Annotated in this window: 12 protein-coding genes; 5 read left to right on the top strand and 7 right to left on the bottom strand. The window is 73.6% G+C overall.

Going from position 1 to position 14433, the window contains the following annotated elements:
- Positions 1–76 precede the first annotated feature (76 nt).
- A complete protein-coding gene (locus ACZ7KX_RS01465; protein WP_470324702.1) occupies positions 77–1114 on the top strand; it encodes a ketoacyl-ACP synthase III family protein in 1038 nt (345 codons plus the stop codon).
- A gap of 81 nt (positions 1115–1195) precedes the next feature.
- Here the strand turns inward: ACZ7KX_RS01465 and ACZ7KX_RS01460 are convergent, their stop codons facing one another.
- The 3 genes from ACZ7KX_RS01460 to ACZ7KX_RS01450 form a co-directional block, all read right to left on the bottom strand.
- Positions 1196–2386 carry a nucleotide disphospho-sugar-binding domain-containing protein gene (locus tag ACZ7KX_RS01460; RefSeq protein ID WP_470324701.1) on the bottom strand — a complete coding sequence of 397 codons (1191 nt, stop codon included), beginning with the start codon at positions 2384–2386 and terminating at the stop codon, positions 1196–1198.
- 53 nt (positions 2387–2439) lie between these two features.
- A complete protein-coding gene (gene rfbH, locus ACZ7KX_RS01455) occupies positions 2440–3789 on the bottom strand; it encodes a lipopolysaccharide biosynthesis protein RfbH (protein WP_470324700.1) in 1350 nt (449 codons plus the stop codon).
- A gap of 99 nt (positions 3790–3888) precedes the next feature.
- Positions 3889–4887: a Gfo/Idh/MocA family protein gene (locus ACZ7KX_RS01450; protein WP_470324699.1), complete on the bottom strand. Its 999-nt coding sequence runs from the start codon at positions 4885–4887 to the stop codon at positions 3889–3891.
- Between the two features lie 343 nt (positions 4888–5230).
- Here ACZ7KX_RS01450 and ACZ7KX_RS01445 point away from each other — a divergent pair, with 343 nt between their 5' ends.
- The 3 genes from ACZ7KX_RS01445 to ACZ7KX_RS01435 are packed head-to-tail and all read left to right on the top strand — an operon-like array spanning position 5231 to position 8129.
- A complete protein-coding gene (locus ACZ7KX_RS01445; RefSeq protein WP_470324698.1) occupies positions 5231–6295 on the top strand; it encodes a glucose-1-phosphate thymidylyltransferase in 1065 nt (354 codons plus the stop codon).
- On the top strand, positions 6292–7683 hold the full coding sequence (locus tag ACZ7KX_RS01440) for an NDP-hexose 2,3-dehydratase family protein (protein WP_470324697.1): 1392 nt from the start codon (positions 6292–6294) through the stop codon (positions 7681–7683). Before ACZ7KX_RS01445 ends, ACZ7KX_RS01440 begins: the two co-directional genes overlap by 4 nt.
- Before the next feature lie 41 nt (positions 7684–7724).
- A complete protein-coding gene (locus ACZ7KX_RS01435) occupies positions 7725–8129 on the top strand; it encodes a PPOX class F420-dependent oxidoreductase (protein WP_470324696.1) in 405 nt (134 codons plus the stop codon).
- 71 nt (positions 8130–8200) lie between these two features.
- Here ACZ7KX_RS01435 and ACZ7KX_RS01430 read toward each other — a convergent pair whose 3' ends face one another.
- The 4 genes from ACZ7KX_RS01430 to ACZ7KX_RS01415 all read right to left on the bottom strand — a co-directional run bounded on the left by ACZ7KX_RS01430 (position 8201) and on the right by ACZ7KX_RS01415 (position 12519).
- The gene (locus ACZ7KX_RS01430) at positions 8201–9514 is read right to left on the bottom strand and encodes a cation:proton antiporter (protein ID WP_470324695.1); all 1314 of its coding nucleotides are present in this window, start codon (positions 9512–9514) and stop codon (positions 8201–8203) included.
- A 119-nt stretch (positions 9515–9633) separates the two neighbouring features.
- Complete coding sequence (locus tag ACZ7KX_RS01425) at positions 9634–9891, bottom strand: acyl carrier protein (RefSeq protein WP_470324694.1); 258 nt, start codon at positions 9889–9891, stop codon at positions 9634–9636.
- 64 nt (positions 9892–9955) lie between these two features.
- Positions 9956–11239: a ketosynthase chain-length factor gene (locus ACZ7KX_RS01420; protein WP_470324693.1), complete on the bottom strand. Its 1284-nt coding sequence runs from the start codon at positions 11237–11239 to the stop codon at positions 9956–9958.
- Positions 11236–12519, bottom strand: a complete 1284-nt coding sequence (locus ACZ7KX_RS01415; protein ID WP_470324692.1) for a beta-ketoacyl-[acyl-carrier-protein] synthase family protein — start codon at positions 12517–12519, stop codon at positions 11236–11238. Before ACZ7KX_RS01415 ends, ACZ7KX_RS01420 begins: the two co-directional genes overlap by 4 nt.
- 213 nt (positions 12520–12732) lie before the next feature.
- Between ACZ7KX_RS01415 and ACZ7KX_RS01410 the strand changes: the two genes are divergently transcribed.
- On the top strand, positions 12733–14373 hold the full coding sequence (locus ACZ7KX_RS01410; RefSeq protein WP_470324691.1) for an FAD-dependent oxidoreductase: 1641 nt from the start codon (positions 12733–12735) through the stop codon (positions 14371–14373).
- Positions 14374–14433: the final 60 nt, after the last annotated feature.

The raw sequence follows: 14433 nt of genomic DNA, 5'->3' as shown, positions 1-14433 counted from the left end.
TGCTGGACGGACCCTCCAGCCGCCGCCGGGAGGCTGGCGGCGCATGCCGACGAGTGATCACTGAGGAGGGGGCCAGATGCGGGTTGGTGATGTCTTCATCGAGGGAATCGGGATCTACCTGCCGGAGAAGAAGAACGCGGCCACGGCGGTCGACGAGGGCGTCTACTCGGCCGAGGACTTCGCCGCGAACGAGATCGACGAGGTGCCGATAGCCGGGGACATGGCCCCGGTGGACATGGCGGTGCACGCCGTGCGCCACGCGTTCGACCGCTCCGGGGCGGACCCGGCGGACGTCTCCTTCGTCCTCTACGCGACCGGGTTCCACCAGGGCCCCAACGGCTGGAGCCCGGCCTCGTACATCCAGCGGAACACCATCGGCGGCTCGGCGCCGGCGGTCGAGCTGCGCGGCCACTGCACCGGCCTGTTCAGCGCCGTGCAGCTCGCCGTCGGCCAGCTGCGGGCCGCGCCGGAGAACGCCTCCGTCCTGGTGGTGGGCTCGGACAACTTCTCCGGGCCGCTGGTCGACCGCTGGTCGCACCTCAATGGGATGGTCCTGGGCGACGCCGCGGTCGCCGTGCTGCTGTCCAAGCGGCCCGGGTTCGCCCGGCTGCGGTCGGTGGGCGTGCAGGCCGTTCCGCAGCTGGAGGAACTGCACCGCTCCGGGGTGCCGATCTGGCCGCCGACGGACCTCTCGGCCCAGACCATGGACCTGCGGGCCCGCAGCGTCCACTTCGTCGAACACTCCCCGCTCGCCAAGGAGTTGAAGGACCTGCTGCTCAACGGGCAGCAGGAGCTGAACGACCGGACGGTGGTCGACGCCGGGCTGGGCTCGATGTCGGAGATCTCCTGGATCGGGCACATCAACGCCAGCCGCGCCGTGGTCGCCGAGCGGCTCCTGCCGCTGTTCGGCTTCACCGAGGAGCGCTCCACCTACCGGCTCGGACGCGACCTCGGCCACGTCGGCACCGGCGACCAGGTCATCTGCTTCGACCGGCTGATCGAGCAGCAGCTGATCAAGCCGGGCGAGACCTACCTGATGGCCGGGGTCGGCCCCGGGCTCCAGTTCGGCACCGCGGTGCTGGAGTACCTCTCGGCCCCGCCGTGGTCCGCCTGAGCGGCCGACCGCACCGTCACGACGCGCAGCGCCGCCCGCCCGGGATCCGGGGCGGGCGGCGCTGCGCGTCGTCGGCGCCGGTCAGCCCAGTGCGATCCCCTCCAGGAGGTCGCCCAGCAGGCCGGGCGAGGGCATGGCCGCCATCTCCCGGCGGATCCGGTCGGCCCCCTCCCGGAAACGCTCCTCGGTGAGGATCTCGCCGAGGGCCTTGCCGATCGCCGCCGGGTCGTCCCGCTCCCGCTCGTCGACGATGCCCCGCCCGCCGCCGCTGGCCTCGACCCGCTCGGCGTTCGGCACGAGCAGCGGCCCGTCCTGGGCGAGCACCAGCTGCGGCACTCCGTAGCAGAACGCGGTGAGCGCCGTGCCGGAGCCGCCGTGGTGGATGATCGCGTCGCCGTACGGGAGGCAGAGGTTGACCGGCAGCGGGTCGGCGACCCGGACCGTCCCGGGCAGTGGCCCGAGCGTCTCGCGGAAGCGCTCCTCCAGGAAGAGCACCGCCTCGACGTCGTCGACCTCGTGGACCGCGGCGGCGATGCTGTCCACGATCGAGTCCAGCTTGCCCTGTTCGGCCAGCCGCCCCGTCCCCCAGGCACCCAGGCTGACGAACACCCGGCGCGCCGGGCGCGGGCCGAGCACCCAGTCCGGCAGCGACGCCGTCCCGTTGTACGGCACGAAGCGCACCGGCTCGCCCGGGGTCACGTTCGGGGACTGCACGCTGGGCGGGCACGGGTCCAGGACGAGCACCGGGTCGGGCAGGCCCTCCGGCGCGCCCAGCCGTGCGCACAGCTCGTGCAGCGCCAGCTTGCCGGGCTTCAGCAGCGAGGAACTCATGTTGTCCAGGCCCCAGCGGTGCAGCACCACCGGCACGCCGAGCACGCCGCCGAGCACCAGCCCGCCCCACTCCAGCGGGTCGGTGATGATCAGGTCCGGCTGCCAGACCCGGGCCAGCTCCAGGTACTCGTCGATGTAGGTGTCCAGCCGGGCCAGCCAGCGCTGCCCCATCTGCGCCCACGGGGGCTCCTCGCTCGGCCGGTTGCTGCCCGAACCGGCCACGGCGAACGGGGACTTGGCCACCAGCGGGCGACTCCAGCGCTCGGCGCCGCCGTCCGCCGGGCCGACCCGGCGGCTCGGCAGGCCGGCCCGGCCCGCTGCTCTGGCCACCTCCGCGTCGCCGACCACCAGCACGTCGTGGCCGGCCAGCCGCAGCCCCCAGGCGACCGGCACCATCGGCATCAGATGGGTGAGCACCAGGGCATTCACGATCACACGCACAGCAGCTCCTCGATCGGTACGGTCATTGGTCTGCGGCCCCGGGCCCCCGGCCGTCAGGCGCCCGCCCGCCCGGGGCCGTCCGGGACGGCCAGCACCGGGCTGCGCCGGGAGGTCACGAACTCCCGGACGGAGTCGGCGAGGTAGTCCACCATCTCCGGGGTGAGCCGGGGGTGGACGCCGATCCAGAAGGTGTGCTCGGTGACGGTGTCGCTGTTCTCCAGCGACCCGGCGACCCGGTAGTGGGCGTGGGTGTAGGCCGGCTGGCGGGTGAGGTTGCCGGCGAAGAACCGCCGGGTGCCGATCGCCCGCGCCTCCAGGAAGGCCACCAGTTCGGCCCGGGTGTACGGGGCGTCCGGCAGCACCGTGAGCACGAAACCGAACCAGCTCGGGTCGCTGCCCGGGGTGGGGCTGGGCAGCAGCAGGCCGGGCAGCCCGTCCAGCGCCTCGCGCAGCCGGGCCCAGTTGCGCCGCCGTAGCCGGCCGAACTCGTCCAGCTTGGTCAACTGGGCTTCGCCCAGCGCTGCTTGGAGGTCCGTCGACTTCAGGTTGTACCCGATGTGGGAGAAGATGTACTTGTGGTCGTAGCCGTGCGGCAGCGTCCCCAGCTGGTGGTCGAAGCGCTTCAGGCAGGTGTTGTCCTTGCCGGGGGCGCACCAGCAGTCCCGGCCCCAGTCCCGGTAGGACTCCACCAGCCGTGCCAGGCTGACGCTGCGGGTCAGCACGCAGCCGCCCTCGCCGGTGGTGATGTGGTGCGCCGGGTAGAAGCTGACCGTGCTGAGGTCGCCGAAGGTGCCGGTCAGCCGGCCCCGGTAGGTGGAGCCGAGCGCGTCGCAGTTGTCCTCGACGAAGTGGAGCCCGTGCTCGCGCGCGAGGTCGGCCAACTCCTCGGCCTGGTAGGGGTTTCCCAGCGGGTGGGCGATCATGATGGCCCGGGTGCGCGGCCCGATCGCCGCGGCGACCCGCTCCGGGGTGGTGTTGTACGTGCCCAGTTCGATGTCGACGAAGACCGGCACCAGGCCGTTCTGGATGATCGGGTTCACCGTGGTCGGGAAGCCCGCCGCCACCGTGATCACCTCGTCGCCGGGGCAGAGCCGGCGGTCGCCGAGTTCGTGCGCGGTGAGCGCGGACAGGGCGAGCAGGTTCGCCGAGGAGCCGGAGTTGACCATGTGGGCCTTGCGCAGGCCGAGGTGGCGGGCCAGCTTCCGCTCGAAGCGCACCGAGATCTCGCCGGACGTCATCCGCAGGTCGAGGGCGGCCTCGACCAGCGCGACGCGGTCCTCCTCCGCCAGCACGGCACCGGCCGGCAGCAGCGGCGTGACGCCCGGTACGAACTCCTGCTCCACGCTGATCTCGCGATGGTACTCCCGGACCTGTTCGATCAGTAGATCGCGGCGGTCGTTCACCTTCGTTCCTCCCGGCAGTAGGCGCGGCCGCGGGCTCGCCCGCCTCGCGGGGCCCGTTCGCGGTCGATGGTGCGGACGTTCGGTCGAAGCCCGTTGGAGTCACCGGGGGCCGGCGGCCGCGGCCCGCTGGATCTCCCCGGTCAGGACGGCGTGCCGCAGCGTCGCCTCGGTGTAGCGGTCCAGGTGCCGTTCCCCGCGCACGGCCGCGGCGAACGCCCGCACCAGGTTGGCCCACTGGTCGTCGGCGGGCAGCACGATCTCCTCGGTGCCGCCCTTGCTCTCCACCCGGAGCACCGGCCGGTGGTCCGCCGGCGGGGTGTAGGCCCGGTCCAGGACGATCCGCCCCTCGCTGCCGGCCAGCTCGTAGGCCGCGCGGTAGCCGTGCGCCATCCCGTACGTGAGCTGGGCGCCGACGCCCTCCGGGGAGACCAGCAGCGCGGCCCCCGCGACGTCCACGCCGGAGCCGGGGTCGCGGACGGCCACCGCGCCGGCCACCCGCAGCTCGGGGCCCAGGAAGAGCTGGGCGGTGCGGATCGGGTAGCCGCCGACGTCGAGCAGGCAGCCGCCGCCGAGTTCGGGCCGGTAGCGGATGTCGTCGGGGTGCAGCGCCGGGATGGTGAACGCCGCGCTCAGACCACGCAGTTCACCGATCGCGCCCTGGTCGAGCAGGTCCCGGACGGCCCGGTGCTGGGCGTGGAACTGGAACATGAAGTTCTCCAGCAGCACCAGCCCGCGGGCGGCGGCGAGCTCGACCAGCCGTCGGCTGGCCACCGCGTCGACGGTCAGCGGCTTCTCGCAGAGCACGTGCTTGCCAGCCCGCAGCGCCGTCTCCACCCACGGCTCGTGCAGGGCGGCCGGCACCGGGACGTAGAGGGCGTCGACGTCGGCGCGCTCCACCAGGGCGCGGTAGCCGGTGACCGCCTCGCAGCCGAAGTGCCCGGCGAAGCGGCGGGCCTTGGCCTCGTCCCGGCTGGCCACCGCGACCAGCTCCACCGCGGGGTCCGCGACCAGCGCGGGCAGGGCCCGGCGCCACGCGATGTCGGAGCAGCCGAGCACGCCCGTCCTGAGGACGCGCGGCTCGGTTCGGGTCTGGTCCATCGTCGCCTCCGCTGTACGGCCGGTCGGTGTCGTGGGCCAGCCTGTCGCCGCCCGCTGGAGGCCCCGTCCAGCCGGGCCGCGCACCGGCGGCGTGGGGGCTGCAGGAGGGCTCGGCGACGACGGCGCGAGGGCTGGGCCGGAGCCGCGGCGAGGGCTGGCTTGAACGCCCCTCGAACGCGAGCCCCAAGCATCGTCCCGCCTGGAGCCGTTGTGTGCTCCCGGCGCGGGCCGGTCCCGCGCCGGGTGCACGCCGCGACGGTCCCACGCTTTCCGTATCCGGCCGGGGCGAACCGCTCCGGAGCCTGCCCGGCCTCCGGTGCCGCGGCGGTGAGGAGAAGGCACCTTGAGGGCTCTGTTGTTGTCCGGAGGGACAGGCACCCGCCTGCGCCCGCTCACGTACTCGATACCGAAGCAGCTCGTCCCGGTGGGGAACAAGCCCGTGCTCGGACACTGCCTGGAGAACATCCGCGACTGCGGCATCGAGGAGGTCGGCGTCATCGTCGGTCCGCACGCCGAGCAGATCGCGGGCGTGTTCGGCGACGGCTCCACGCTGGGCCTGCGGCTCACCTACCTGCACCAGGAGCGGCCGCTGGGCCTGGCGCACTGCGTCGCGATCGCGGCGGACTTCCTCGGCGACGAGGACTTCCTGATGTACCTCGGCGACAACCTGCTGACCGAGGGGGTGGCCGAGGCCGCCGCGGTGTTCCGGGAGACCCGGCCGGACGCCCAGGTCCTGGTGACCAAGGTGGCCAACCCGTCCGCGTACGGCGTCGCCTCGCTCGGCGCGGACGGCCGGGTGGACGCCGTGGTGGAGAAGCCCGAGCGGCCGCCGAGCGACCTGGCGCTGATCGGGGTCTACTTCTTCACCCCGGCGGTCCACCGGGCCGTGCGCGACCTGCGCCCCAGCCGTCGCGGCGAGCTGGAGATCACCGACGCCATCGGCGAGTTGATCGCCGAGGGGGGCGACGTCCGGGCCCTGGAGTACGCCGGGTTCTGGCGCGACAGCGGGACCGTCGAGGGGCTGCTGGACTGCAACCGCGCGGTCCTGGACACCCTGCGGCGGGACGTCCGCGGCAGCGTCGACCGGCATTCGGTGCTCACCGGTGACGTGGTGCTGGCGGAGGGCGCCGAGGTGGTCCGCTCGCAGCTGACCGGCCCGGTCACCGTCGCCGCGGGCACCGTGGTCCGGGACAGCCGGCTCGGCCCGTACACGTCGGTCGGGCCGGGCTGCATGCTGGACGCCACCGGCATCGAGAACTCGATCGTGCTGGAGGGCACCACGATCACCGGGGTGCGCGGACTGGACGGCTCGCTGATCGGCCGCCGGGCCGAACTGCACGCCGAACCGGCCGCGGCCCGGCAGCAGTTGATCGTCGGCGACCTGACCCGGGTGCGGGTGGCGCGATGACTCCCGCCCCGCTGACCGCCACCGGCCTGCGGCACGGCTCCGACGTCGCCGACCGCACCGAGCTGATCCGCCGCTTCACCCGCTCGGCGGCCGCCACCGACAGCCCGGTGACGCCCAACCGCGCGATCCTCGCCTGGCTGGAGGAGAACCGGCGGATCTTCCGCCACGAGGTCACCCGCATCCCGTTCGCCGATCTGGCCGGCTGGGGCTTCGACGCCTCCAACGGCGACCTCGGGCACGAGAGCGGGCGGTTCTTCACCATCCAGGGGCTCGACATCCGGACGGACACGGCCCACTGGATGCAGCCCATCATCAACCAGCCGGAGATCGGCATCCTCGGCTTCGTCGCCAAGGAGTTCGACGGCGTCCTGCACTTCCTGATGCAGGCCAAGATGGAGCCGGGGAACATCAACTCGGTGCAGCTGTCCCCCACCGTGCAGGCCACCCGCAGCAACTACACCGGGGTGCACCGGGGCCGGCCGATCACCTTCCTGGAGCACTTCGTGCCGCCCACCGGCGGGAAGGTGCTGCTCGACTCGCTGCAGTCCGAGCAGGGGGCGTGGTTCCTGCGCAAGCGCAACCGCAACATCGTGGTGGAGACCGACGAGGAGCCGCCCGAGGCGCCGGAGTTCCGGTGGCTGACGCTCGGCCAGATCCACCGGCTGATGGGCTTCGACGACGTGGTCAACATGGACGCCCGCACCGTGCTCTCGTCCATCCCGCTCGGCCCCCGGGTGGAGGACCAGGGCGCGTACCAGTCGCTGACCGACGTGCTGAGCTGGCTCACCCGGATCCGGGCGACCAGCGAACTGGCCCAGAGCTACCGGCCGTTGGACCGGATCGAGAGCTGGCAGCGGACCGCCGACCGGATCGGGCACGAGCAGGGGCGCTACTTCCAGGTGATCGCCGCCTCGGTGAGTGCCGCCAACCGCGAGGTGTCCAGCTGGACCCAGCCGCTGTTCGAGCCGATCGGGCTGGGCGTCACCGCCTTCCTGGTACGGCCGGTCGAGGGGGTGCTGCACCTGCTCGCGCACGCCCGGGTGGAGGCGGGCCTGGCCGACGTCGCGGAGATCGCGCCGACCGTGCAGTGCTGCCCGGACAACTACGCGGGCCTGCCTCCCGAGCGACAACCGCGCTTCCTCACCGAGGCGTTGACCACCACCGGGAGTCTGGTGCGATACAACACCGTGCTGTCCGAGGAGGGCGGACGCTTCTTCGAGGCCCGCTCCCGCTACCGGATCGTCGAGGTGCCCGAGGACTTCCCGCTGGACGTCCCCCCGGACTTCGCCTGGATCAGCGTCCACCAGGCGATGACGCTGCTGCGCTACGACGGGTACCTCAACGTCCAGGCCCGGACCCTCATCGCGGCCCTGCTCGCGACGCTCTGAACCCCGCCCGCACCCCCACCCGCCCACGGAGGAGGAGACCCATGCCGTTCACCGAGAAGGAGACCGCCTACCTGCGGTCCCGGCGCATCGGCCGGCTGGCCACGGTCGGCGCCGACGGCCGTCCGCACAACGTCCCGGTCGGGTTCCGGCTGAACGACGACGGCACCATCGACATCACCGGCCGCGACCTCGGCCGCAGCCGCAAGTACCGGGACGTGGCCGAGCAGCCCGCGGTGTCCTTCGTCGTCGACGACATCGCCGGTACGGACCCGTGGGTGGCGCGCGGGGTCGAGATCCGCGGCCGGGCCACCGCGCTCGCCACCGGCGGGCGGGCGCACAACCCGGACCTCGCCGAGGAGTTGATCCGGATCACCCCGGAGCGGATCGTCGCCTGGGGCGTGGACGCCTCCTGGCAGGAGGGCACCAACGGCCGCGACGTCGGCTGAGCGGCGGAACCACCGGGCCCGGCCCCGTCCGTCACGGAGGGTGGCCGGGCCCGGTTCGTGGGTGGCCGCGCTCAGAGGTGGACGGCGACCGCCCCCGGGGTCAGCGCCTGCTCGCGCAGCCGCTCCTCCGCCGTCTCCTCGATCCGCGCCATGAACCGGCGCAGCAGCGGCGGCGCCATCAGCGAGGTGACGATGGCGACCAGGATCACCACGGTGTACATCTCCTGGCTGAGCACGCCGAGTTTGAGACCGACCATGGCGACCACCACCTCGATCACGCCCCGGGCGTTCATCCCCGCGCCGAGCGCCAGGCCCTCCCAGTGGCTCATCCGGCTGAGCCGCGAGCCCAGGTAGGCGCCGCCGAACTTGCCGGCGACCGCGACCGCGAGCACCGCGAGACCGGCGGCCAGGACCGCGGGCCGGCCGAGGGCGGTCAGGTCCATCCGCAGTCCGGCGGTCGCGAAGAACACCGGGGCGAGCACCGAGACCACGACGGTGCGCACGGGGGCGAGCCTCTCCGGGTCGGCCAGCGGGGTGCCGCTCAGGGCGAGTCCGCACAGGAAGGCGCCGAAGACGGCCTCCAGGCCGAGCGCCTGGGTACCGGCGGCGGAGAGCACCAGCGCGCCGACCAGCACGGCCGGAACGGACGGGCCCGACGCGATCCGGGGCCCGGCAGCGGTGACGGCGCGGCGCAGCACCAGGGCGAGCACCACCACGACCACGAGGTTGGCGATCGAGTGCAGGATCCGGCCGCCGGAGACGCCGACGGTGGCCATCGCCGAGACGACCGAGAGCAGCAGCCAGCCGACGATGTCGTCGACGGTGACGGCGCAGAGGATCAGCTGGCCGATGTTGCGGTGCAGCAGGCCCAGTTCGATCAGGGTCTTGGCGATCACCGGGATGGCGCTGACGCCCATCGCGACCCCCACGAACAGCGCGAAGGTGCCCCGGTCGGAGACGGTGCCGAGCAGTGAGCCGGGCAGCAGGTACGCCAGCCCGATCCCCAGGCCGAGCGGGACGAGGATCCCGGGGACGCTCACCCGGACGGCGGTGGCTCCCCGCCTGCGGACGAGTCCGAGGTCCATCTGCAGGCCGGTCACGCCGACCATCAGGACGACGCCGACCTGCCCGAAGGCGTCCAGGAGGTGGAACCTGGCGGGGTCGTGCGGCAGCAGCCACTCGGCGAAGCCGGGGGCGAGGTGGCCGAGCAGCGACGGCCCGAGCAGCACGCCGACGAACAGTTCGCCGACGACGGCGGAGAGCCCGAGCCTGGTGAAGAGGCGTCCGAGCGCGACGGCGAGCCCGAGCAGCAGGCCCACTTGGAGGAGGAAGACCATCATGTCGTGGGCGGCGAGCGGCGCGACCGGTCCGGCGGCCAGGTGCACGGTGACTCCCTTGCTGGGTAGGGGGTTGGGGCGCGACGGAGTGCCGGGGGCCGGTGGCTCGGCAGGTGCCGGCCACCGGCCCCCGGGTTCGCCGTACGGCGTGGGTCCGGGCGGACGGGTCAGGAGCGGACGGACAACCTCTGGTTGATCAGCTCCAGCAGCTCGCGCACGGTGCCGATCTCACCGAGCTCCCCCTCGGGGAGCTGCACGCCGAACTCGCGCGATATCCGGCTGGTGGTCTCGATCAGGGCCAGGGAGTCGTACCCGAGCTCCTCGAAGCGGAGGTCCAGGATCTCGCCGTCCAGGTCGACGGACTCCTCCTCCCCGGCACAGTCGCGCATGATCCGCTTGAGGTCCTCGATGGTGAACGCGCTCACGATGGTGAATCCTCTCGTTCCGATTCCAGCGGATGACGGATCGTCATCTTCCTTTGACTGGTCGTCAGATTGCCCGCACCACGAGCGCGGTGTTGAAGCCGCCGGCACCGCGTGCCACGACCAGGGCGGTGCGCAGCCGGGCCGGACGGGCCTCGGTGACCAGGTCCAGGCGGTACTCCTCGACCGGCGCCGTGATGTTGACGGAGGGCGGGATCACTCCGTCCCGCAGCGCCAGCAGCGCCAGCGCGACGTCGACCGGCGCACCGCCGGAGCTGAGCCGGCCGAACATGGTCTTCGGTGCGGTCACCGGTACCCCGCGCGGGCCGAACAGCGCGGTGACCGCCTCGGCCTCGGCCCGGTCCGACTCGGGCACCCCGGAGGCGTCGGCGAACACCACGTCGACCTGCTCGGCGGTCAGCCCGGCCGCGTCCAGCGCGCCGCGCATCGCCCCGAGGAGCCGGGAGGGCCGGCCCGACCCCGGGCGCGGGTCGAAGGTGGCGCAGTAGCCGGCGATCTCGCCGTAGAGGTGCGGGGCGCCGCGCTCGCGCGCGGCCGCCGCCGGCTCCATGACCAGGATCGCGCCGCCCTCCCCCAGCACCTGGCCGCTCGCCGCGGTGTCGAAGGGCAGGAACGCCCGCTGCGGGTCCGGCTGTTCGCTGAGCAGGCCGGAGGGCAGCTGGGCGACCAGGCCCCAGGGGCAGAGCGAGGCGTCCATCCCGCCGGTGAGCACCAGGCGGATGCCCTTGGAGAGCTGCCGCCGGGCCTGGCCGAGCGCGTCCAGGCCGCCGGCCTGCTCCGCGACGGTGACGCCGCTCGGCCCGCACATCCCGTGCCGGATCGACAGCTGGCCGGTGTTGACGGCGTAGAACCAGGCGAAGGACTGGTAGGCGCTGACGTACTGCGGGCCGTTCGCCCAGAGCTGTTCCAACTCCTTCTGGCCGAACTCGAATCCGCCCGAGGAGTTGGCCGTCACCACGCCCATCTCGAAGTCGTCGAACCGCTGCGGGTCGACCCCGGCGTCCGCGAGTGCCCAGTCGGCGGCGGCCAGGGCGAGTTGGGTCATCCGGTCGGTCTGCGGGACGAGTCGGCTCGGCACGTGTGCGGCCACCTCGAACCCCGGGACCTCACCGGCCAGTCGGACCGGGTAGCCGGAGGCGTCGAACCGCGAGATCGGGCCGATCCCGCTGGTGCCAGCCAGCGTGCTGCGCCAACACTCCTCGGTGCCCAGGCCGTTGGGGGCGGCGATGCCGATGCCGGTGACGACGGCGGGTGCGCTCGCCGACGCGCCCCCGGTGGCCGTCCGCGCTCCGCCCGCCCCCGGGCCCGGGTGCCCCCGTCGCTCGCTCATGCCCGCACCGCCCCGGGCCGGGTGAGCACCATGGCGCTCTGGAAGCCGCCGAACCCGCTGCCGACGGTGAGGACGGCGTCCAGTTCGCGCTCCCGGGCGGTCAGCGGCACGTAGTCGAGGTCCAGCTCCGGGTCCGGCTCGGTCAGGTTCGCGGTCGGCGGGACGGTGCCGTGCTCGATGGCCAGCGCGCAGGCGGCGATCTCGATCGAGCCGATCGCGCCCAGCGAGTGCCCGATCATCGACTTGATCGAGCTGACCGGTGTCCGGTAGGCGTGGTCGCCGAGGGCGCGCTTGAACGCGTTGGTCTCGTGCCGGTCGTTCTGCCGGGTGCCGGTGCCGTGGGCGTTGACGTAGTCGATCGCCTCCGGGGCGAGCCGGGCCTCGGCCAGGGCCGCGTCGATCGCCGCGGCCATCTCCCGTCCGTCGGAGCGCAGTCCGGTCATGTGGTACGCGTTGCTGCGGGCCGCGAAGCCCGAGATCAGCGCGTAGATCTTGGCCCCGCGCCGGCGGGCCCGCTCGGCCTCCTCCAGGACCAGGACGGCCGCGCCCTCGGCGAGCACGAAGCCGTTGCGGGTCCGGTCGAACGGCCGCATCGCGTGCTCGGGGTCGTCGTTGTAGGTCGAGGTCGCCTTGATCGCGTCGAAGCAGGCCACCGTGATGGGCGAGATCGGGGCGTCCGTCCCGCCGGTGATCACCACGTCGGCGCTGCCCTCCCGGATCAGGTCGCAGGCGTAGCCGACCGCGTCCAGGCCCGAGGTGCAGCCCGCCGACACCATGTTGACCGGGCCTTCCGCCCCGGCCGTCCAGGCCACCTCGGCCGCCAGCGAGCTGGGCACGAAGTAGTCCGGCAGGTGCGGCAGCGCGTACGCGTGGTCCACCTCCCAGCGGCGGCCGCTGTCGCTGACCACCGCGTACTCGGCCTCCAGACTCATGGTGCAGCCCACGGCGCTGCCGAGGCAGACCGCGATCCGCTCGGGCCGCTCCTGGCCCGGTTCGAGCCCGCTGTCGGCCACCGCCTCACGGGTGCCGACCACGGCGAGCTGCGCGGCGCGGTCCAGCCGGCGGACCTCCTGGAGGCCGAGGCCCGCCTGCAGCGGGTCGAACACGCACTGGGCGGCGATCCTGGAACGGTACGGCGACGGGTCGAACCCCGAGATCGTCCGGGTCGCCGTGCGCCCCGAGACGACGAGGTCCCAGAACGCCTTCGTGCCTGGATCTCCCGGCGCCACCACGCCGATTCCGGTAATCGCGACGAGCCGGTCCACCGGCAACCTCCTCATGGCAGTGACCCGCGTCCGGTGCGAACCGCCCCGAGTCCCCGTCGGATCTGTGCTTCCGGACGATGGACGGCCGAGCTCAACCCGCGATCGAGCGGTGGTGGAGGGCCCGCGGCGGCGCCCGCTCCGGCCGACGCCCATCCGGCCTCGTCCGTCCCTCGAACGGCCGTCGCCAGCATCGGCCGGAACGCGAACGTTGCCGAGGAGGTAAGCCGTATGACGACGGATCCGACCAGTCGGCCGCACGCCCCGCTGCTCGTGGTGGGCGCGGGACCGGTCGGCCTGGCGGCGGCCCATGAACTGACCCGCCGCGGGCTGCGCGTGCGGATCGTGGACGCCCGCGACGAGCCGCCCACGACCAGCCGCGCCATCGCCACGCACCCGCGCACCCTTGAGGTCTACGACCACATGGGCATCGTGGACGAGATGCTCGCCGCGGGCCGCCGGATCACCGCCTTCACGCTCTACCAGCGGGGCCGGCGGATGGCCCGGCTCGACGCCGACTACTCGGCCACCCCCACCCGCTTCCCGTTCACCCTCGCGGTCGACCAGGCCGACACCGAGCGGGTCCTGCGCGGCGCCCTGGCCCGGCTCGGGGTCGAGGTGGAGTGGGGTACCCGGCTGACCGAACTCGCCCAGGAGGACGGCTTCGTCCGGGCGAGGCTGGAGCTGCCGGGCGGGGCCCGGGAGCACATCGGCACGCCGTGGCTGCTGGGGTGCGACGGCGGCCACAGCCTGGTCCGCAAGACCCTCGGCGTCCCCCTGGAGGGCGAGAGCGCCGAGACCTGGATGCTCGCCGACGCCCGGGTGGAGACCGCGCTGCCCGCCGACAGCATCTACTGGGTGCGCACCGGCGGGGTGACGCTGATGGCGGTGCCGCTCACCGAGCCCGGCCGCTGGCGGATGCTGGACACCTCGCCGCGCGACCGCAGCACCGACCCGCACACCGTCGCCGACCGCCTGACCCGGATGCTCTCGGCCGGCACCGGGGTGCCCTTCCGGGTCGGCCCGCCCCGGTGGGTCTCGGTCTTCACCTTCCAGCAGCGCATGGTCCACCGGATGCGGGTCGGGCGCTGCCTGCTGGTCGGCGACGCCGCCCACGTGCACAGCCCGGCCTCCGGCCAGGGCATGAACACCGGCATCCAGGAGGCCTACAACCTGGCCTGGAAGCTCGCCATGGTGGTGCACGGCCAGGCCGCGCAGGGCCTGCTGGACAGCTACACCGCGGAGCGGGTGCCGGTGGGCGCCGAACTGCTCGCCACCACCAAGCGGGCCACCCGGATGATCCAGCTGAAGAACCCGGTCGCCGACCGGCTGCTCCCGCTGCTCTTCGGGGTCCTGCGCACCGTCCACCCGCTGCGCGCCCGGGTGCAGCGCGGCTTCCTGGGCGGCATCTCCGGCCTCAACCTGCACTACGGCCTCAGCCCGCTGACCGTGCCGTCCCCCGCCGGCGCCCGCTCCGGGCCGGCGCCCGGCGAGCGGATCACCCAGGTCGACGAGCGGCACTCCGCGACGCCCGGCTGGCAGGCGCTGCTCGCCGAGCTGCGCGACCCCGGCTGGACCCTGCTGGTCTTCTCCGGTCCGGACGCGGCACACACCGGCGAACCGGCCGCCGCCCTGGCCGACCGGCACAAGGACTGGCTGTCCGTCCGCACCGTCCGCACCGCGGCGGAGGACGGCACGGGCCACCCGGCCCCGCTGCCCCACGACCCCCGGCTGACGGCCGCGCTCGGCGGCCGGCCGGGCGGCTGGATCCTCGTCCGGCCGGACGCGTACGTGGCCGCCCGCGGCGAGCGGCTCGACGAGGACGTGCTCGACGAGGCCGCCCGCCGGGCCGGCCTCACCCCGGCCGACTGACCCTGACCGCCCCCACGCCCGGACCCGCCCCCACCGCCACCCGTCCCCGCACCCGATGTC

This window comes from Kitasatospora sp. NPDC038210 (assembly GCF_055600605.1).
Note: the sequence above shows the minus strand (reverse complement) of the source record. Positions and strands in the feature narration are given on the sequence as shown.

Excerpts from the sequence above, each read along its gene's own strand:
- ACZ7KX_RS01465 (WP_470324702.1), top strand. The coding sequence starts at position 77 with ATGCGGGTTGGTGATGTCTTCATCGAGGGAATCGGGATCTACCTGCCG.
- ACZ7KX_RS01450 (WP_470324699.1), bottom strand. The coding sequence starts at position 4,887 with ATGGACCAGACCCGAACCGAGCCGCGCGTCCTCAGGACGGGCGTGCTC.
- ACZ7KX_RS01440 (WP_470324697.1), top strand. The coding sequence starts at position 6,292 with ATGACTCCCGCCCCGCTGACCGCCACCGGCCTGCGGCACGGCTCCGAC.
- ACZ7KX_RS01435 (WP_470324696.1), top strand. The coding sequence starts at position 7,725 with ATGCCGTTCACCGAGAAGGAGACCGCCTACCTGCGGTCCCGGCGCATC.
- ACZ7KX_RS01420 (WP_470324693.1), bottom strand. The coding sequence starts at position 11,239 with ATGAGCGAGCGACGGGGGCACCCGGGCCCGGGGGCGGGCGGAGCGCGG.
- ACZ7KX_RS01415 (WP_470324692.1), bottom strand. The coding sequence starts at position 12,519 with ATGAGGAGGTTGCCGGTGGACCGGCTCGTCGCGATTACCGGAATCGGC.
- ACZ7KX_RS01410 (WP_470324691.1), top strand. The coding sequence starts at position 12,733 with ATGACGACGGATCCGACCAGTCGGCCGCACGCCCCGCTGCTCGTGGTG.